At 51.2% G+C, this 18,936-nt stretch carries 16 protein-coding genes and 2 tRNA genes; 4 read left to right on the forward strand and 14 right to left on the reverse strand.

Annotated features, from left to right (window positions below; translation table 11 throughout):
• Positions 1-117: 117 nt before the first annotated feature.
• The 3 genes from galU to rssA all read right to left on the reverse strand — a co-directional run bounded on the left by galU (position 118) and on the right by rssA (position 3,239).
• A complete protein-coding gene (galU, locus tag A1WG_RS00935) occupies positions 118-1,026 on the reverse strand; it encodes a UTP--glucose-1-phosphate uridylyltransferase GalU (protein ID WP_000719000.1) in 909 nt (302 codons plus the stop codon).
• 201 nt (positions 1,027-1,227) lie between these two features.
• On the reverse strand, positions 1,228-2,241 hold the full coding sequence (rssB, locus tag A1WG_RS00930) for a two-component system response regulator RssB (RefSeq protein WP_001516510.1): 1,014 nt from the start codon (positions 2,239-2,241) through the stop codon (positions 1,228-1,230).
• 86 nt (positions 2,242-2,327) lie between these two features.
• On the reverse strand, positions 2,328-3,239 hold the full coding sequence (gene rssA, locus A1WG_RS00925) for a patatin-like phospholipase RssA (RefSeq protein WP_024191887.1): 912 nt from the start codon (positions 3,237-3,239) through the stop codon (positions 2,328-2,330).
• Positions 3,240-3,351: 112 nt separating this feature from the next.
• Between rssA and A1WG_RS00920 the strand changes: the two genes are divergently transcribed.
• The 4 genes from A1WG_RS00920 to A1WG_RS00905 all read left to right on the forward strand — a co-directional run bounded on the left by A1WG_RS00920 (position 3,352) and on the right by A1WG_RS00905 (position 5,052).
• Complete coding sequence (locus A1WG_RS00920; protein ID WP_001516512.1) at positions 3,352-3,810, forward strand: YchJ family protein; 459 nt, start codon at positions 3,352-3,354, stop codon at positions 3,808-3,810.
• 49 nt (positions 3,811-3,859) lie between these two features.
• On the forward strand, positions 3,860-4,702 hold the full coding sequence (gene purU, locus A1WG_RS00915) for a formyltetrahydrofolate deformylase (RefSeq protein WP_000555861.1): 843 nt from the start codon (positions 3,860-3,862) through the stop codon (positions 4,700-4,702).
• Between the two features lie 159 nt (positions 4,703-4,861).
• A tRNA-Tyr gene (locus A1WG_RS00910) sits at positions 4,862-4,946 on the forward strand.
• A 21-nt stretch (positions 4,947-4,967) separates the two neighbouring features.
• Positions 4,968-5,052: transfer RNA gene (locus A1WG_RS00905), tRNA-Tyr, on the forward strand.
• Between the two features lie 16 nt (positions 5,053-5,068).
• Here A1WG_RS00905 and A1WG_RS00900 read toward each other — a convergent pair.
• The 11 genes from A1WG_RS00900 to A1WG_RS00850 all read right to left on the reverse strand — a co-directional run bounded on the left by A1WG_RS00900 (position 5,069) and on the right by A1WG_RS00850 (position 18,888).
• Complete coding sequence (locus tag A1WG_RS00900) at positions 5,069-6,166, reverse strand: fatty acid desaturase family protein (RefSeq protein ID WP_001516513.1); 1,098 nt, start codon at positions 6,164-6,166, stop codon at positions 5,069-5,071.
• On the reverse strand, positions 6,153-7,280 hold the full coding sequence (locus A1WG_RS00895) for a sterol desaturase family protein (RefSeq protein WP_001516514.1): 1,128 nt from the start codon (positions 7,278-7,280) through the stop codon (positions 6,153-6,155). The genes A1WG_RS00900 and A1WG_RS00895 overlap by 14 nt, the downstream gene beginning before the upstream one ends.
• Positions 7,273-7,890: a phosphatase PAP2 family protein gene (locus tag A1WG_RS00890; protein ID WP_001516515.1), complete on the reverse strand. Its 618-nt coding sequence runs from the start codon at positions 7,888-7,890 to the stop codon at positions 7,273-7,275. Before A1WG_RS00890 ends, A1WG_RS00895 begins: the two co-directional genes overlap by 8 nt.
• Positions 7,887-9,173, reverse strand: a complete 1,287-nt coding sequence (locus tag A1WG_RS00885; RefSeq protein ID WP_001516516.1) for a F390 synthetase-related protein — start codon at positions 9,171-9,173, stop codon at positions 7,887-7,889. The genes A1WG_RS00890 and A1WG_RS00885 overlap by 4 nt, the downstream gene beginning before the upstream one ends.
• Positions 9,170-9,976 (reverse strand): MBL fold metallo-hydrolase, encoded by an 807-nt coding sequence (locus A1WG_RS00880; RefSeq protein WP_001516517.1) that lies wholly within the window; start codon positions 9,974-9,976, stop codon positions 9,170-9,172. The genes A1WG_RS00885 and A1WG_RS00880 overlap by 4 nt, the downstream gene beginning before the upstream one ends.
• Positions 9,954-10,970 carry an NAD-dependent epimerase/dehydratase family protein gene (locus tag A1WG_RS00875; RefSeq protein ID WP_000699365.1) on the reverse strand — a complete coding sequence of 339 codons (1,017 nt, stop codon included), beginning with the start codon at positions 10,968-10,970 and terminating at the stop codon, positions 9,954-9,956. Before A1WG_RS00875 ends, A1WG_RS00880 begins: the two co-directional genes overlap by 23 nt.
• Positions 10,967-11,974, reverse strand: a complete 1,008-nt coding sequence (locus A1WG_RS00870; RefSeq protein ID WP_001516518.1) for a 3-oxoacyl-ACP synthase — start codon at positions 11,972-11,974, stop codon at positions 10,967-10,969. Before A1WG_RS00870 ends, A1WG_RS00875 begins: the two co-directional genes overlap by 4 nt.
• 251 nt (positions 11,975-12,225) lie before the next feature.
• Positions 12,226-12,903 carry a respiratory nitrate reductase subunit gamma gene (gene narI, locus A1WG_RS00865; RefSeq protein ID WP_001160120.1) on the reverse strand — a complete coding sequence of 226 codons (678 nt, stop codon included), beginning with the start codon at positions 12,901-12,903 and terminating at the stop codon, positions 12,226-12,228.
• Positions 12,903-13,613: a nitrate reductase molybdenum cofactor assembly chaperone gene (gene narJ / locus A1WG_RS00860; protein WP_001516519.1), complete on the reverse strand. Its 711-nt coding sequence runs from the start codon at positions 13,611-13,613 to the stop codon at positions 12,903-12,905. The genes narI and narJ overlap by 1 nt, the downstream gene beginning before the upstream one ends.
• Entirely contained in the window at positions 13,610-15,148 is a 1,539-nt protein-coding gene (gene narH / locus A1WG_RS00855; RefSeq protein ID WP_016242659.1) for a nitrate reductase subunit beta, read from the reverse strand. Before narH ends, narJ begins: the two co-directional genes overlap by 4 nt.
• Positions 15,145-18,888 (reverse strand): nitrate reductase subunit alpha, encoded by a 3,744-nt coding sequence (locus A1WG_RS00850; RefSeq protein ID WP_001516520.1) that lies wholly within the window; start codon positions 18,886-18,888, stop codon positions 15,145-15,147. The genes narH and A1WG_RS00850 overlap by 4 nt, the downstream gene beginning before the upstream one ends.
• Positions 18,889-18,936 lie beyond the last annotated feature (48 nt).

Genomic DNA, 18,936 nt, shown 5'->3' on the forward strand with positions numbered 1-18,936 from the left:
ATCCCGCCATTGGCGGGATTTTTTATTGTCCGTTTTAAGACTATCCAATAAGAATAAGCTATAAAAAAACGGCATTGATAACTCAATGCCGTTCCGTAGAAAACATCGCTATAGATGTTACTTCTTAATGCCCATCTCTTCTTCAAGCCAGGCTTTAAATTCAGTACCCAGTGTATTGTGACGAATACCGTATTCGACAAATGCCTGCATGTAACCTAATTTATTACCACAGTCATGGCTCTTCCCTTTCATATGATAGGCTTCAACCGTTTCTTTCTCGATCAGCATATCAATAGCATCGGTCAGTTGAATTTCATCACCTGCTCCCGGAGGAGTTTTTGCCAGCAGCGGCCAAATATCAGCGCTAAGTACGTAACGACCAACAATAGCGAGATTAGATGGTGCAACATCTGCTTTCGGTTTTTCTACTACACCAACCATCGGCACACTTTCACCAGGCGCTAATTCCACACCTTTGCAATCCACAACACCATATGCTGTCACATCAGCAACAGGTTCAACCATGATCTGGCTATGACCAGTTCCATCAAAGCGGCGGATCATCTCTGCAAGGTTATCCTGCGACAAATCGGATTCGTATTCATCCAGAATAACGTCTGGCAAAATAACAGCCACAGGTTCATCACCAACGACCGGGTGAGCACACAATACCGCGTGCCCCAGACCTTTCGCCAGCCCCTGACGAACTTGCATAATAGTCACGTGCGGCGGACAAATAGACTGCACTTCATCAAGCAACTGGCGTTTTACACGTTTCTCCAGCATAGCTTCCAGTTCAAAACTGGTATCAAAGTGGTTTTCAATAGAGTTTTTAGATGAGTGAGTAACCAGCACAATTTCAGTAATGCCAGCCGCAATACATTCATTCACGACGTATTGAATTAATGGCTTATCGACAAGCGGTAGCATCTCTTTCGGGATAGCTTTTGTCGCCGGCAACATCCTGGTTCCTAATCCCGCTACCGGGATAACGGCTTTTTTGACTTTCGTGTTAATGGCAGCCATTTAAATTCTCCTGGACTGTTCGTGTATTGAACGTGTTCATATTTCTGTATCACATCCCAGTATATCAGTACCCTGACAAGGCCTGGTTCCGAAAAGGATGTGAGTTAACATAATTAAGACAATTACTTATACGAATGGCGACGATAGTACCACCAGCCAACATTAGCGGGTAATGCAATTTTATCCAAAATTATCGTTTGCTCATTCCGCAGACAACATCAACCGCAGCCTTCCACCGGTTCCCCAAATTTGGCATTGCCAGGCATCACATCGCTGACTCAATTGATTCAAATAGGCATTACCTAATGTCCCTAACGGAACGCCATTACTGATTTGAATCTGGTGTTCGCCCGCATTCAACGTCGCATTCAAGCCTGCGGAAACCAGAATGAGATTTTTCAATTCACGATGGTAATAGCCGACTAATAGCGGAAACTGACCAGGCAAATTGGCCTGGCGTAGTAAATGGTTTACCTGCTTCAATAACGCGCCTAACTCTGGCAAACGTTGATTTTGGTGCGCAAGCTGTTCCTGTAATAAGCCATTAAACAGCGCACGTAATAACAAAGCGGCAAGGACGCCATTATGTCCAGCTCGGGTTACATCAAGACAATAAAAAGCCAGATCATTTTCCGATAGTGCTGCAATATCAAGTACCAGACCAGGTTTATCAACAGCTACGAGTTGGCGATAATTAACCCGGCAATGGGAAATCTCCTGCTGAACCGGTGGTTGTAATTCTTGCAATAATTTCGCGGCAGCGGTGGGATTATCCACCATTGCATCCCAGTCGCGAAAAAGTCTTTCTTCTTCCTCAACCCGGGAGTTAAACATGCTGGGATAAAGACAAGCAAAAACCATCTCACGCAGGCGATTAAGATCTTTAACCGGTTTCAGCAAAACATCTTCTACCCCCAGGCGTAACGCTTTCGCAATATCTGCCATATTTTCCGTAGCAGAAATCACCAGGACAGGAGTTTGATCCCCCCGGTTACGGATATGCTCCAGCAGTTTTAAGCCATTCATTCTTGGCATTGCAATATCACATATCATCAGATCGGGTGTGAAACCTCCCAGTAGCTCAAGGGCATCCACCCCATCAGCCGCCAGTACCGTTGTCGCTCCCAATGAGGAAAACCACGAATCCAGAAGCGAGCGAAAGACTGGCTCATCTTCAACTATGAGAATCTGTTTTCCGACCAATGGCTGCGTCATGTTCTCTCCCCTGACTGGCTTTATTCAATAGTGACATGCTATTGCCATCAGTGCCTGTCAGAATTAACTTAAGTGTAGATAAAAAATCAGATTAAAACGTTAGTTCGAACCAGCGGTAAAAGTTCATCCATTTTCTTTTCTACCGCCAATTGTCCTGCCGCAATCGCGGCGTTGGCACGATGAAAATCCAGGGTAGATATCTGCGGACATAAAGGTTGAATCAGAATATCAGGCGGGTCTCCAGCCATGCGGTTTCGTTTGAGGCGGTTTTCCAGCACCTGGATTGAGGTAGTCATAATTTCTGTCGCTGTCGGTGCCGTGACAGCCCGGCGCGCAGTAAAACTGCTTAACCGCTCTTTCAGCCGTGCATGCCACGGTAAAGCATCTTCAGTGTCATCATTTTCAGTACTGACATTGAATGAAAGAAGGTCTTGTTGCATCAAGTGCGCATCGTGCTGGAGATCAACCGCTATTACGATATCAGCGCCCATCGCACGCGTGAGGGAAATAGGAATCGGATTAACAACTGCGCCATCAACCAGCCAATAGCCGTTATGAGCAACCGGTGCCATCAGGCCGGGAATGCTGCATGATGCTCGAATAGCAAGATGGAGATCGCCTTCGGTAAACCACAGTTCTCTCCCCGTACTTAAATTTGTGGCGACCGCAGCGAAACGGCGTGAACAATTTTCTATCTCTGTTTCCGGCATAATTTCGCGATACCGATTGAATACACGCTCACCGCGCAGCAATCCGCCACGCTGCCAGGAGAGATCCATCAGCCGTAAAACATCCCAGTAGCTAAAAGAGGTGACCCACTCTTCCAGCGCGGACAGGCGATCACATGCATAGGCTGCGCCCACCAGCGAACCGATTGAACATCCTGCAACGATATCTATTTCAATGCCCATTTCTTTTAGCGCGTTAATGACGCCAATATGCGACCATCCTCGCGCCGCGCCGGATCCTAGCGCCAGCCCTATTTTTATCTTTCTCATTATTCCTGCAAGCTTCCCCTGGAATGCAGCCGTAGCCACATCGCTACTGCTCGGTTAACATAGTGCTACGCAGGCGATTAATACGCCGTTATTGTTTCCAGGGAGATTATTTGTGTCTGAGCTTTGTCCCTGTGGTAGTGCTGTCGAGTATAGCCTATGTTGCCACCCTTATGTGTCTGGTGAAAAGGTTGCACCTGATCCTGAACATCTCATGCGTTCGCGTTACTGCGCTTTTGTGATGCAAGACGCAGATTATTTAATAAAGACCTGGCATCCATCCTGTGGCGCTGCAGCGTTGCGTACCGAATTGATGGCCGGATTTGCGCATACCGAATGGTTGGGGCTGACCGTATTTGAACGCTCATACCATGAAGGTGATGACGTAGGTTATGTTAGTTTCGTCGCTCGATTTACCGAACAGGGTAAAACAGGAGCGATAATTGAACGTTCGCGATTTTTGAAAGAAAACGGTCAGTGGTACTATATTGACGGTACACGTCCACAGTTTGGCCGCAACGATCCCTGCCCTTGTGGTTCAGGTAAAAAATTTAAAAAGTGCTGCGGCCAATAATGGTTGACGGTACGGTTAAGCAAACACTCTCAACAAGGTTTTTCCAGCAATGCATTCACTCCAACGAAAAGTTTTGCGTACCATTTGCCCGGATCAAAAGGGTCTGATCGCGCGTATTACTAATATTTGCTACAAGCACGAGTTAAATATCGTGCAGAACAATGAATTTGTTGATCACCGCACCGGGCGCTTTTTTATGCGCACGGAGCTGGAAGGCATATTTAATGATTCCACCCTGCTGGCGGATCTCGATAGCGCATTGCCGGAAGGTTCTGTGCGTGAGCTCACTCCCGCCGGTCGTCGTCGGATAGTCATTCTGGTCACTAAAGAAGCACATTGCCTTGGCGATCTGCTGATGAAAGCCACTTATGGCGGACTGGATGTGGAAATAGCGGCAGTCATCGGCAACCACGACACTTTGCGTTCACTGGTGGAGCGTTTTGATATCCCGTTTGAACTGGTCAGCCATGAAGGATTAAGTCGTAACGAACACGATCAGAAGATGGCAGATGCTATTGATGCTTATCAGCCTGATTACGTGGTGCTGGCGAAATATATGCGTGTATTAACGCCGGAGTTCGTGGCGCGCTTTCCGAATAAGATTATCAATATTCACCATTCATTCCTGCCGGCATTTATTGGCGCACGCCCGTACCATCAGGCGTATGAGCGCGGGGTGAAGATTATTGGTGCAACAGCACACTACGTAAATGACAATCTGGATGAAGGTCCAATCATCATGCAGGACGTTATTCATGTGGATCATACTTACACTGCTGAAGATATGATGCGGGCAGGTCGTGATGTCGAGAAAAATGTATTAAGCCGCGCGCTTTACCAGGTTTTGGCCCAGCGCGTTTTTGTTTACGGTAACCGGACGATTATTCTTTAATCGCCAGCCAAAAGAACTGGTTGCCTTTAATCCGTTACGGATGAAAATTACGCAACTAGTTCATTTTTCTCAACGTAACACTTTACAGCGGCGTGTCATTTGATATGATGCGCCCCGCTTCCCAATGAGGGAGCAGGCCAGTAAAAAGCATTACCCCGTGGTGGGGTTCCCGAGCGGCCAAAGGGAGCAGACTGTAAATCTGCCGTCATCGACTTCGAAGGTTCGAATCCTTCCCCCACCACCATCTCAAGCGTTACTTTCCCCTGGTGGGGTTCCCGAGCGGCCAAAGGGAGCAGACTGTAAATCTGCCGTCATCGACTTCGAAGGTTCGAATCCTTCCCCCACCACCATCACTTAGTTCTTATCTCAATTCTTAGGCTTCTCACCCATTCGCCGTAAAAATTGCTGCTGTAGCCCCAACAAATCCGATAACGTCAGTAACTGGTAATCCAGCCCCTTCTGCTTTGCGATATCCGCAATAATGCGACTTAACGCCGGATAGTGGCGATGATTCCAGTGGGGAAAAAGATGATGGGTAAGATGCAAATTAATCCCGCCCAACCAATAACCAAGCGATGCCGGTTGTGGCGTCCAGTCAAAGGTTGTAGCGAAAGTATGAGCCAGCCTGCCCACTGCTATTTTCCCCTCTTCTGGCGGCAACTGGGTATTCCCCTTTGCCCAATGTGTTCCTATGATCAGCATGACAAAGATCAGAGAAGCGAGCATTTGACTGAGCAAATAAATCAGCAGAATAGCCCTAAAACTAAACACATCGGACAATAGCCAGAAAGGAAGCAGCAGGCACATGGCGAAGTGCGCCAGTTTGCCGCCTAAAAAATACCCCCAGCCAGTAAAACCACGCAATGCCAGATGCGGCGTTACCGGCGTGAACCCTCCACGATCGAGCCAGTCCACTACCCAGATATACCAGGGAAAGGTTAGCGCCGCGACCAACGGCCAGTAGCGATGTTGCTGGCGCATAAAAGGTCGCCACCGTTGCCATGGCGTCTGGCGAAGAATGCCATTTTCTGCGGTGTCAGGATCGTAAAATTCGATATTGGTAAAACCGTGATGAAAGCGTACATGGCGCACCCGCCAGCAGTCAGGATCAAGCCCTATCGGAAAAGCAACCATCCGATTAAGCCAGGCATTGGCCTTTTTACCACGCCAAAATGCATCGTGCGAAGCGTCATGCACCACATTGACTGCTAACAACATGGCGCAAAATATCATCGCCAGATACCACAATAGATATAACACCCACTGGCTTTGAGACAACGCCAGTGAATAACAGGATAGGCAAGCAATAATCAGTGTCACCATTTTGGCGAATGCCCATCCGTCGGCATATCGATGATCACCTGATTTTGCCAGATACGCTTTCGTACCCTTTTGCAACTGTTTTACCAGGTGCGGATCATCGGCAGGAAAAGTGATTAACCTGTTGGGATTAAACAGATTCATAGTGTTTCCTTAGCGACTTACGCCCCACACCACTCACGAATAACACACAATGGGCCAGCAAAACGCCAGCTAATCCCTTCCAGACCAGAGTGCTCCATGAACACATATAAAGAATAAAATAAAGCAGTGACAACGTCACAGAGCACCACAAAATCATTCCCCAACGTTGTCCATCGCCCATGCCCCCCAGAGCTACTGAGCCTGCCACCAGTAACACGAATAATACAGCCTGCTCACTGGTAATATACTCAATGCCATAGCCATATTGCTGGATGTAGCCCAGCACCATCATAAACAGCAGAATAACCCCTGCACCCACAGCCCACGGAGAACTCTGGTATCGGCGTTCAATCGCTTTGCCAACAGAGTGAAACCCCATTAAGCGTAAAAAAGGCAGATTACTTTCGCGCATCGGATTACAGGATAATCGACTATTTTTTACGCCATAGGCAACATTGCCATGATCCGGCCCGGCGCTATACGAACCAAAAAGTTTATCCCACAACAAAAAGGTGCCACCGTAATTGGTATCGGCATATTGTTTTTCATTCAAATGATGGATGCGATGGTGAGAAGGCGTGATCAGCACCTTTTCCAGCCAACCCAGTTTCGGCGTTAGCGCATTATGGTTAAAAAACTGCCAACTGTAATGCGCGATAGAAACTGCCAGAAAGACACTTAGTGGTACTCCAAGCAGCGCCAGCAGCATAAAAAACGGAATTGAGGTCAATGAGGAGTACCACGAGTTACGTACACCTAATGACAGGTTGTAGTGTTCCCCCTGATGATGCACTACATGAACCGCCCACAGCGGGCGCACCTCGTGATGCCATCGGTGTAGCCAGTAAAAACCGAAATCCCACACCAGCAAAGTAAACAGCCACAGCAGGATCACGGGCGCATTATCAAACAGCCCAAAGCTAAAGTGATTGACCACCAGGCTATAGCAGAGCACTTCCAGGCAGCGAAATAGCCACAGCATCATATGTCCGGAGTTGATATTGAAAATAACGTCCAGCCAGTCGATTTTCTGTCGTCCTGATACTTGCAATACTCCGGCTTCGACTAACACAAATAACATCATCAGGATAATAGGGGTTAATAAGTCACTCATGATTCATATTCCTTTCTCGCCTGTCGCGCATATCCAGCCACGCAGCTATCCAACCGCAAATCGACGCCAACATCACGCCACCGACTAAATCAATAAATAAATGCCTGCGTAATTGCAGAATTGAAAAGGCGATAGCTATCGCCCAAACCACGCTCATCAGCGTCAGCCAACGGTTCCCCTTTTTGGCTATTGCCCATACTGTCAACAGCGTGAGCGCAGCGTGTAAAGAAGGGAAACAGTTCTGGCTTGAGTCAATCGCTATCAGCCCGTTTAGTGCACCCGCAGATACCCCAGACTGCACAAACGGGGGATATTGCATTGTTGTGGGCCAGAGAAGATAAAACACACCAGCCGCCAGTGCCGAAAGTTGCATTGACCGGGCCAGCCAGCGCAGGTGGGAAAGTGGTGTTGATAAATAGCCTAACGGTACAACAAGAAAAAACGAGAGATACAACCACACGGCTGAAGGGGAAAATGGAATCAGATTATCAATCACGGAAGGCGTTAATTGACATCCCTCACCTTGCAGGCGATCGCTAAAGTTGTAGATAACCCCAACAGTTCCCCAGCCAAACAGCATCTGTTTCAGGCGTCGCAACAGATTGCTCATTCCCGCCCCCACTGACGCACAATCCGCCGCCGCTTGGCTGTAAAAGCAACGGGCACAGTTTGCGATTCCAGCGACCATATCAGTTGCTCTACCGCGATATTCTGGCGCATAAACAAGGCATTCAACGCCTCCCGACAATGCTCCAGCATCCGCAGTTCGCAATCAGCTAATAACGTCAACTGTGCTGCTCCGGTTTGTAGCAGTCGATAATCGGCTGTTAGCGGCAACGTCATCGCCAGCACACGACTACAGGCATCGGCAAAAACGGTCTGAACATCACCAGATCTTGTCGGCAGTTGCAGTTGATCATCCTGCCGCCCTTCGATACGCGCAATCGCCATTGTCGCGCTGCCACAGGGGCATGGCTGTTCGCTTGCCACCAACACGTCATCAAGTCGATAACGCACCACCGGTTGTGTGGTGCGAGTAAAGTCAGTGACGATCGGTACGAAACGGCGTTCATCCAGCCATTGTGGTTCAACGTGAATAAATTCTTCATTGAGATGTAACGTGCCACAACGGCAGGTAGAAGCGAGAAACCCTTCTGTCGCCTGATAAATTTCGCCCACATTGTTGAACACGCTGCGCAGTAATTCCCTGTCCTGCGGCTCCAGAACTTCCGCCACCGAAACCACTTTTTTGACCTTCAGCGTCAAATCTCCCGCAATGACCGCCAGCGCGAGTGCGCGTAATACCTGAGCTGGTGCGACAATGATCGTAGGCGAACGTTGTTCCAGCCGTTTGGTTTGCGCCTGGAATGGCGCTAACAGATCGTAAAAATCGAGGCTTAACCAGCGATTATTCACACTTTGATAGAGGTTGTTATCTGCTCGCAGAAACAGTGCTACTCGCTCTTTGGCAAACAATCCATCGGGCAACACTTTTGCCAGCACACCTGCGGCCCAAATCTGCTGCTCCTGTGGGCTAACGACAAAAAGCCCACGACGCCCCGATGTGCCAGATGAAAGTCCAACGCTGAACTTGCCAACACAGGGTTTAAAATCACGGCTCTGCTCACTGCGCATCGCACAGGCGAGAAGCTCATCGCGCTTTAAACCTGCGGTATTCATCTCATCGAAATGCGTCATCATTAACGCTTTGTCCATCAATGGCCACTGGTTAAAGGGCAACGCCAGATAACGCTGAAACCACAGACTTTTAGACAAGGTATTTTGCCGGAACAAATGCAACCTTTTTGCCTGCCAGTTTTCCAGCGCCTGGCGATCGGTAAAATGCAGCCTGCGGGTACGAAAGTAGCGCCAGAGCAACGTCAGCGGGATCATAGTTCCCCCTCGTGGCATAATCGAATATCCACTGCGCCGTTTTGCCAAAGCTGATGTAATTGCCCAAGCGTGCGGTAGTAGGCGTGGCTGTCAGACATAACCAGATGCGCCAGCGGTGACGGTCCACGCAGTTCCCGATAACTAGCAGGTGCCCACGCGGCATCGGAAGCCAGTAAAATCCAGCCGTCATCAGTAAGAACAAACGCCCCAATGTGTCCGGCAGCATGGCCCGGCAGCGGTACAAGAATGACTTCACCACGGCTTTCTGGTAGCAAGTAACCATGCTCAAACGGTGCCAGTTGTGCGGGCAAACTTACCGCTTCAAAACTTTCAATAAAACGGAGTGAGGACTCAAAACTCTCCGGGATTAGCCCTGGCACAAAGGCCTGGCGCAGCGCAGCGACACCACGCAGAGTTCTTACCTGCCGCCAGCCTTCACCAGAACAGATGCAGGCGACATTAGGGAAATCTCGCAGGCCAGCAATATGATCGGCGTGAAAATGCGACAGAATAATCGTATCAACATCTTTCGCCATCAGTCCCTGTGCGGAGAGTTGCCGTACCAGCGCTTGTTGCGGATCGAAATATACCGGAGTGACCTGACGATAAAAGCGAAATACGCCGGCTTGCGTGTAATGTGCAAACCACGAAGAATAGCCAGTGTCCCACAGCCAGCATTTCTCACCCGCTTCCAGCAGCCACGCACGGGCGGGGAATTTACACACTTTCAGCCCTGCCCCTTTCAGCGCAATACAGCCAATATGTGTACACCAGCCCGTTTCAAATGCGGTTATTTTTGCCATGTTCCCTCAGCCATTGTCCCGTGATTGCAATACCTTGTTCCATCGAAAAGCGCGGGTGATATCCCAGCTCTGTAATGGCCTTTTGCGCACTCAGCGTCATATCAAAACAGAGTGTTCCGGCGCTGTAACGTGTGATGACAGGTTCCTGATTAACGCATTTCCCGTACAGTTCCAGGCCTCGCGCAACCACAGAAAGCAATGGCCAGGGAACGGCAGCAATTCGGTAGCTCAAGCCCAATTGCTGGTGCAGCAAGGCGTCAAGCATTACAGATAATTTCTGCGGCTGATGATTACTGATGTTGTAAATACTGCCCGAGCGTAAGCCTGCAACCTGCGTTGCCAGTTGCATGGCATACACCACGTTCTGCACGAAAGTGAGATCCAGTAACGCTTCACCACCCCGCGGCAAACGTAAGCAGCCGCCGCCCTGTTGCAGTTGCTGCATCAGACGGGGAACAATCACCTGGTCATGAGGGCCAAACAAACCACGGGGACGCAAAAGAATAAACCTCGTGGCAGGATATTGAGCTACTGCCCTGGCAATAGCCTGCTCAGCGGCGTATTTACTGCGGGCGTAATGGCTGGAGAATGCTCGCGCAAGATAGGTTTCTTGCAAGTCATAGTGATGTTGAAAATCAAAGTAAACCGCAGGCGTAGAGATATGGATAAACCGGGGGATCCTCAGCCTGCCTGCCGCCTGTGCCAGAGTGTGGGTCGCTTTGACATTGGCGAGCCAGAATGCCGTTTTGTTGCCCCAGGGCGAAGACTTCGCCGCACAGTGCCAGACAGCATCGCAGCCTTCTACCAGCCGTGCGCAATCATCCTCAGTTGCCAGGGTTAAATCGAGAGCCACAAACTGTGCGCCTGCGCTTGTCAGATTTTTACCGACCTCGCAATTTCGCCCTGTCGCCACTACCGACACACCCGATTGCAACAAATATTGCACGGCATTTCGCCCCAGGCCGCTGGTTGCCCCCGTCACGAGGATCTTCACGGTAAAAGCACCAGACCAGCCAGTGTTAATCCTGCTGCCGTGCCAATCAACATCGCAGGTCTACCTGCAGTGAAACGACCGCTAATCACCGCTTCATGCAGCGCCGTGGGTATAGAGGCCGCCACCTGATTGCCGTAGAAACGGTAGACATCGACGAGCGCGGGTCCCGGCACTTGCAGCCGTTTTCGCATATGTTCAAGGGATAGATGACTGGCCTGGTGAGGAACGACCGTGCCGATATCACTCAGTCGCAGGTCGCTTTTTTGCAGTAAGCGCGAAAAATAATCTTCAATAAGCGAAGAGGCAAAACGAAACAGCGGTTTCCCCTGCATATGAAAAAGAAAGTCGCTGTTACTGACGCCTGAGCGTGGATTACACCGCGTGCCGCCAGAGCGTATTTCACATAGTTCGCTGCCTTCGGGGTACATTTCGATCAGGCTGGCAATAATCCCGCTGCGACCATTGCCCCGCTCAACAATCGCGCACGCCGCACCATCACCAAAAATTAATGACGATTCTTCATGGTTCCAGTCAATACCGCGTGAAGCGATATCCGCCGAAACGATGGCGATCCGCCGATATGCCCCGCTGTTTAATAATCCGGCAGCCACTTCCAGTGCAGAAATAAAGCTAACGCAACTGCTGTTGATATCAAACCCGGCCATGCCTGCGGGCATGGCTGCGGCTTTGAGAATATGAATTGCGCTACAGGGTAATGCCTGTACAGCAACGGCTGACGCACAAATTAACAGATCAATATCACACGGTTTTAACGCAGCAGTCGACAACGCATTATGCAAAGCTTCTGCTGCCAGTTCGGCCTGACTGGCGTCGTTACTGGCGAAATAACGCCAGCAAATGCCGGAACGTCGCTCAACATAGCCCGCAGGTTTATTTAGCTGAACATCCAGTTGTTGAGAAGTGATTTTATTCGGTGGTAAGGCGATCCCCGTGGCGATTATTTTTAACGCCGCGGAGATCGTCGGTTGATTAGGTCGATCCACGGTCAGTGCTCCTTCACTGCTCCAGGGGGTCCTATCATAGAGGTGGGATACGTTTCCCTACAATCCGAAAAAATTGACAGTGTGTAACTGGCAATTTCAGCAGGCTGACAACGTACTCTGCGTTATGCCGGATGCGGCGTGAGGCCTACAAAAATGAGCTAATTCCATATATTGCAGAATTCTCGTAGGCCTGATAAGCGCAGCGCATCAGGCACTTTGCCATTTTGCGCCAGACGACTTATTTTTCTGGCTTAGTGGCGAGCGCGCACCAACTGATACTTACGCGTCAAATACTCTACCGGTACGCTCCAGATGTGTACCAAACGCGAGAACGGGAACAGCAGGAATAAAGTCATTCCCAGCACCAGGTGCAGACGGAAAATAAACGCCACGCCGTCGAGGTGTTGAGAAGCGCCACCGTGGAAGGTCACTACTGACTGCGCCCAACCAACCAGTTTCATCATCTCACTACCGTCCATATGCTGAGCGGAGAATGGAATGGTCAGCAAACCCAGTGCACACTGGATGACTAACAGTGACAGGATTAGGATGTCTGCTCCGGTAGTGGTTGCACGCACGCGCGGGCTGAACAGACGGCGTTTCAGTAACAGCACACCACCAATCAGGCACAGCACGCCGCTGGCACCACCAGCAAACATCGCCATTTTCTGTTTCACTTCAATCGGCAGCCACGCTTCGTAAACCCAGTGCGGCGTCAGCATACCGAGGAAGTGACCGACAAAAATCCCCAGAATCCCGATATGGAACAGGTTCGACGCCAGGTTCATCCCTTTGCGATCCAGCATCTGGCTGGACGCCGCGCGCCAGGTGTACTGCCCGTAGTCATAGCGCAGCCAGCTACCAATCAGGAAGACCGCCCCTGCAATGTACGGGTAGATATCAAAGAAGAACATATTCAGGAATTGCATTAGTGCTGTCCTCCGGTGGTGATATTCAGATATTGCGGCGCGACGGCACCCGCAAAGCGACGTTGATGGGCAGTGATTGCCGAATCACCGCAGCCTTTGTCAGCAAAGAACTTAACCTGCTCTTCTTCCCAGACGGCATCCAGCGCCTGCGGCGTATCATCGCGTGCTTCATCGGCAATTTTTTCCGCCACTTTGTCGCTGTCGATAGCGGTATTCGCCAGTTTGAGCAGCAAATCAAACAACACTGCGTAGCGGCTCTCACGCTGTTGCAGACGAGCACTCAGCAACGCCAGAATCGGCGCAATGTCCTGCAAGCCCCCTACCGCTTCGCTTTTCGGCAACTGCGCCAGATACTCCAGATACAGCGGCAGATGATCCGGCAATTCACGGCTATTTAGCTGCAAGCCGTGCTGCTCGTACTGCGCCAACAGGTCAACCATTGCCTGGCCACGATCGCGGGATTCGCCATGAACATGTTCGAACAGCAGTAGCGATGTGGCGCGACCACGGTCAAAAAGTTCGCTGTACTGCGCCTGCGCATCCAGCGGCTCAAGCGCAGTTAAATCACGCAGGAAAATGCCCAGCGCATGGGCATCTTCTTTCTGTAAGTTTTCCGACGCGGCAATAGCCTCAAACATCTCTTGTTGATGCTGCCACAAGGCAGCATCCGGATATTCAAGGAGGCGCGAAACAATCACGAGTTCGATCATGGATGCGGCTCCGTTTTGCTGGTCACGTCGATGGCATCGATACGGCGGCTGTTGAACAGATTAAATTTCGTATCTGAGCCGTGGCAGCCGTCACCAAAGGTAAAGCCGCAGCCATTTTTCTCCGGGAAAGCTTCCCGCGCCAGTTCACGATGGCTGCTCGGCACCACAAAGCGATCTTCATAGTTAGCAATTGCCAGATAACGGTACATCTCCTGCGCCTGAGCTTCGGTCAGACCGACCTCTTCCAGCGCACGGGTATCGACTTTACCGTCAACGGTTTCAGCTCGTTTGTAATGACGCATTGCCAGCATACGTTTCAGCGCGAGCAGCACCGGTTGGGTATCACCGGCGGTCAGCAGATTCGCCAGATACTGAACCGGGATACGCAGACTTTCAACGTCTGGCAGAATGCCGTTGCTACCCAGTTCGCCCGCATCTGCCGCAGACTGAATCGGTGACAGAGGCGGAACGTACCAGACCATCGGCAGCGTGCGATATTCCGGATGCAGCGGCAGCGCCAGCTTCCACTCCATCGCCATTTTATAAACCGGCGACTGCTGTGCCGCTTCAATAACACTCAGCGGAATACCGTCCTTAATTGCCTGCTCAATGACTTTCGGATCGTTCGGATCGAGGAACACTTCCAGTTGGCGCTGGTAGAGATCTTCCTCGTTCTCGGTGCTGGCTGCACGTTCAATAGCGTCCGCATCGTACAGCAGCACGCCGAGATAACGGATACGACCCACGCAGGTTTCTGAACACACGGTCGGCTGACCCGCTTCAATACGCGGATAGCAGAAAATGCATTTCTCAGACTTACCGCTCTTCCAGTTGAAGTAGATTTTTTTGTACGGGCATCCGGTGATGCACATACGCCAGCCACGGCATTTATCCTGATCGATCAGGACGATGCCATCTTCTTCACGCTTGTAGATCGCACCGCTCGGGCAGGTCGCCACACATGCCGGGTTCAGACAGTGTTCGCACAGGCGCGGCAGATACATCATGAAGGTGTTTTCGAACTGGCTATACATCGCCTTCTGGATGTTGTCGAAGTTCTTGTCTTTCGCCAGTTTGTCAAATTCGCCGCCCAGGTCATCTTCCCAGTTCGGCCCTTTTTCGATTTTCGCCATCCGTTCGCCAGTAATCAGCGAACGCGGACGAGCAATCGGCTGCGATTTGCTGCCTTCCGGCGCGGTATGCAGGTTCTGATAGTCAAAATCGAACGGCTCGTAATAATCGTCGATCCCCGGCAGATGCGGGTTAGCGAAGATTTTACCCAACAACATGGCGCGGTTACCCATGCGCGGTTGCAGTTTGCCGTTGATTTTACGGATCCAGCCGCCTTTATATTTTTCCTGGTTTTCCCAGTCGGTCGGGAAACCCTGACCCGGCTTGGTTTCAACGTTGTTGAACCACGCGTACTCCACGCCTTCGCGGCTGGTCCAGACGTTTTTACAGGTAACTGAACAGGTGTGGCAGCCGATGCACTTATCGAGATTCAGCACCATGCCGACTTGTGAACGAATTTTCATTTTACGCTCTCCTGTACCTGGTCATTGCCTTCGCCATCTAACCAGTCAATGTTCTTCATCTTACGCACTACAACAAACTCATCGCGGTTAGAACCTACGGTGCCATAGTAGTTAAAGCCGTATGCCAGATGGGCATAGCCACCGATCATATGCGTCGGTTTCGGCGTAATACGGGTGACCGAGTTATGGATGCCCCCACGCTGTTGGGTGATTTCTGAACCAGGCAAGTTAACGATACGTTCCTGCGCGTGGTACATCATGGTCATCCCTGCCGGAACACGCTGGCTGACAACCGCACGGGCAGTTAGCGCACCGTTGCTGTTGAAGACTTCAATCCAGTCGTTATCGGCAATACCCAGCTCTTTCGCATCAGCTTCGCTCAGCCAGACCACCGGGCCACCGCGACCTAAGGTCAGCATCAGCAGGTTGTCGCTGTAAGTGGAGTGGATCCCCCACTTCTGGTGCGGCGTCAGGAAGTTGAGGGCTTTTTCCGGATTACCGTTGGATTTCTGCCCCATCACTTCTTTCACCGAACGGGTGTCGATCGGCGGACGATAGACCAGCAGGCTTTCACCGAAATCACGCATCCACTGATGATCCTGATACAACTGCTGACGACCAGAGAGCGTGCGCCACGGAATCAACTCGTGAACGTTGGTGTAACCGGCGTTGTAAGAAACGTGTTCATCTTCCAGACCAGACCAGGTCGGGCTGGAGATAATTTTACGCGGCTGTGCCTGAATATCGCGGAAGCGGATCTTCTCGTCTTCTTTATTCAGCGCCAGATGCGTATGGTCACGACCAGTAAACTCACTCAGTGCCGCCCAGGCTTTCACGGCTACCTGACCGTTGGTTTCTGGTGCCAGCGTCAGGATCATTTCTGCCGCATCAATCGCCGTGTTGAGCATCGGCTGGCCTTTCGCCGGACCTTCCGCTTTGGTGTAGTTGAGCTTACGCAGCAGATCCATCTCGCTCTGGGTGTTCCAGGCGATACCTTTACCACCGTTGCCGATTTTCTCCATCAGCGGACCGATAGAGGTAAAGCGTTCGTAAGTTGCCGGATAATCGCGCTCTACGACCATAATGTGCGGTGCGGTTTTACCTGGGATCAGGTCGCATTCGCCTTTTTTCCAGTCTTTTACATCCAGCGGCTGCGCCAGTTCAGCGGCAGAATCGTGCTGGATCGGCAGCGTGACGATGTCGGTTTCTTTACCCAGATGACCAACGCACACTTCGGAGAATTTCTTCGCGATGGCTTTGTAGATTTCCCAGTCACTTTTCGCTTCCCAGGCCGGATCGACCGCCGCAGACAGCGGGTGAATAAACGGATGCATATCCGAAGTATTCATGTCGTCTTTTTCGTACCAGGTTGCAGTCGGCAAAATGATGTCGGAGTAGAGACAGGTGCTAGACAGACGGAAGTCCAGCGTCACCACCAGATCCAACTTGCCTTCCAGACCGTTGTCCTGCCAGTCCACTTCTTCCGGCTTCACTCCGCCCTGCTGCCCCAGATCTTTGCCCTGGATACCATGTTCCGTCCCCAGCAGGTACTTGAGCATAAACTCGTGACCTTTACCGGAAGAACCCAGCAGGTTAGAACGCCAGATGAACAGGTTACGCGGATGGTTTTTGCCGTTTTCCGGCTGCTCCGCAGCAAAACGAATGGAACCGTCTTTCAGGGATTTCACCGTATAGTCAACCGGATTCATCCCGGCTTTTTCTGCTTCACGTGCGATGGTCAGCGGGTTAGTGCCTAACTGCGGAGCAGATGGCAGCCAGCCCATACGTTCAGCACGCACGTTAAAGTCGATCATGTGGCCGGTATAACGGGATTTATCCGCCAGCGGTGACAGCAGCTCTTCCGCCGTGACGGTTTCATAACGCCACTGGCTGGAGTGGTTATAGAAATAAGAGGTACTGTTCATATGACGTGCCGGACGCTGCCAGTCAAGGGCAAACGCCAACGGCTGCCAGCCGGTTTGCGGACGCAGTTTTTCCTGACCTACGTAGTGTGCCCAGCCGCCGCCGCTCTGACCGACACAACCGCAGAAAATCAGCATGTTGATCAGACCACGATAGTTCATATCGAGGTGATACCAGTGGTTCAGACCGGCACCAACGATAATCATCGAACGACCGTGCGTTTTATCAGCGTTGTCAGCAAATTCACGGGCTATACGGATAATTTGCGAACGTGAGACACCGGTGATCTTCTCAGCCCAGGCCGGAGTGTAGGCTTTCACATCGTCATAGCTGGTTGCGCAGTTGACGTCGTTCAGACCACGTTCCAGGCCATAGTTTGCCAGCGTCAAGTCATAAACCGTAGTCACCAGCGCGGTGCTGCCATCAGCCAGTTGCAGGCGTTTCACCGGCAGTTTGTGCAGCAGAACGTTTTCCAGTTCCACTTTGTTAAAGTGTTCAGTGCCGTCGCCGCCAAAGTACGGGAAGCCCACTTCAGCAATCTCATCCTGGCTACCCAGCAGGCTAAGTTGCAGTTCGGTTTCTTCGCCGGTTTTGCCGTCACGTTGCTCCAGATTCCATTTGCCCTTCTCGCCCCAGCGGAAGCCAATAGAACCATTCGGCGCGACCATTTCGCCTTGCGTATTAAAGGCCACGGTTTTCCATTCAGGATTGTTTTCCTGGCCCAGCGCGTCAACCAGATCAGCGGCACGCAGCATACGACCCGCAGCGTAATAACCATCGCGTTCTTCCAGCATCACCAGCATCGGCATGTCGGTGTAGCGACGCACATAGTCGGTGAAATACTGACTTGGGTTATCAAGATGGAACTCACGCAGCATTACGTGGCCCATCGCCAGCGCCATCGCCGCATCGGTGCCTTGTTTCGGTGCCAGCCACAGGTCGCACAGTTTAGCGATCTCAGCATAGTCAGGCGTTACGGCAACGGTTTTGGTGCCTTTGTAACGCACTTCGGTAAAGAAGTGAGCATCTGGAGTACGGGTCTGCGGAACGTTAGAACCCCAGGCAATGATGTAGCTGGAGTTGTACCAGTCAGCAGATTCCGGCACGTCAGTCTGCTCACCCCAGGTTTGCGGAGAAGCTGGAGGCAGGTCGCAGTACCAGTCATAGAAGCTTAAGCAAGTACCGCCAATCAGGGAGAGATAGCGGGCACCCGATGCGTAAGAAACCATCGACATTGCCGGAATTGGCGAGAAGCCAGCGACACGGTCCGGGCCGTATTTTTTGATGGTGTAAACGTTAGAGGCGGCGATCAGTTCGTTCACTTCCTGCCAGGAAGAACGAACAAAACCACCGCGTCCACGCGCTTGCTTAAAGCTTTTCGCCTTATCGGCGTCTTCAATAATAGAAGCCCATGCCTCAACCGGATCGCTATGCAGCGCTTTCGCTTCACGCCACATTTTCATCAGGCGTTTGCGCATCATCGGGTATTTCAGGCGGTTGGCGCTATAGAGATACCAGGAATAGCTGGCACCGCGCGGGCAGCCGCGAGGTTCATGGTTTGGCAGATCCGGACGGGTACGCGGATAGTCAGTCTGCTGGGTTTCCCAGGTCACCAGACCGTTTTTAACGTAGATTTTCCAGCTACAGGAGCCGGTGCAGTTTACCCCGTGGGTAGAGCGGACGATTTTGTCATGCTGCCAACGCTGGCGATATCCATCCTCCCAGTCACGGTTGGTATTGAGAAGCTGGCCATGCCCATCGGCAAAGGTTTCACCCTTCTGTTTGAAGTAGCGAAACCGGTCCAGGAATTTACTCATCGGTTTTCTCCTGTGGGAGCCTGTCGGCTCTCTGATAAATCGACATTG

Source organism: Escherichia sp. KTE96, assembly GCF_000408525.1.
Taxonomy (GTDB): domain Bacteria; phylum Pseudomonadota; class Gammaproteobacteria; order Enterobacterales; family Enterobacteriaceae; genus Escherichia; species Escherichia marmotae.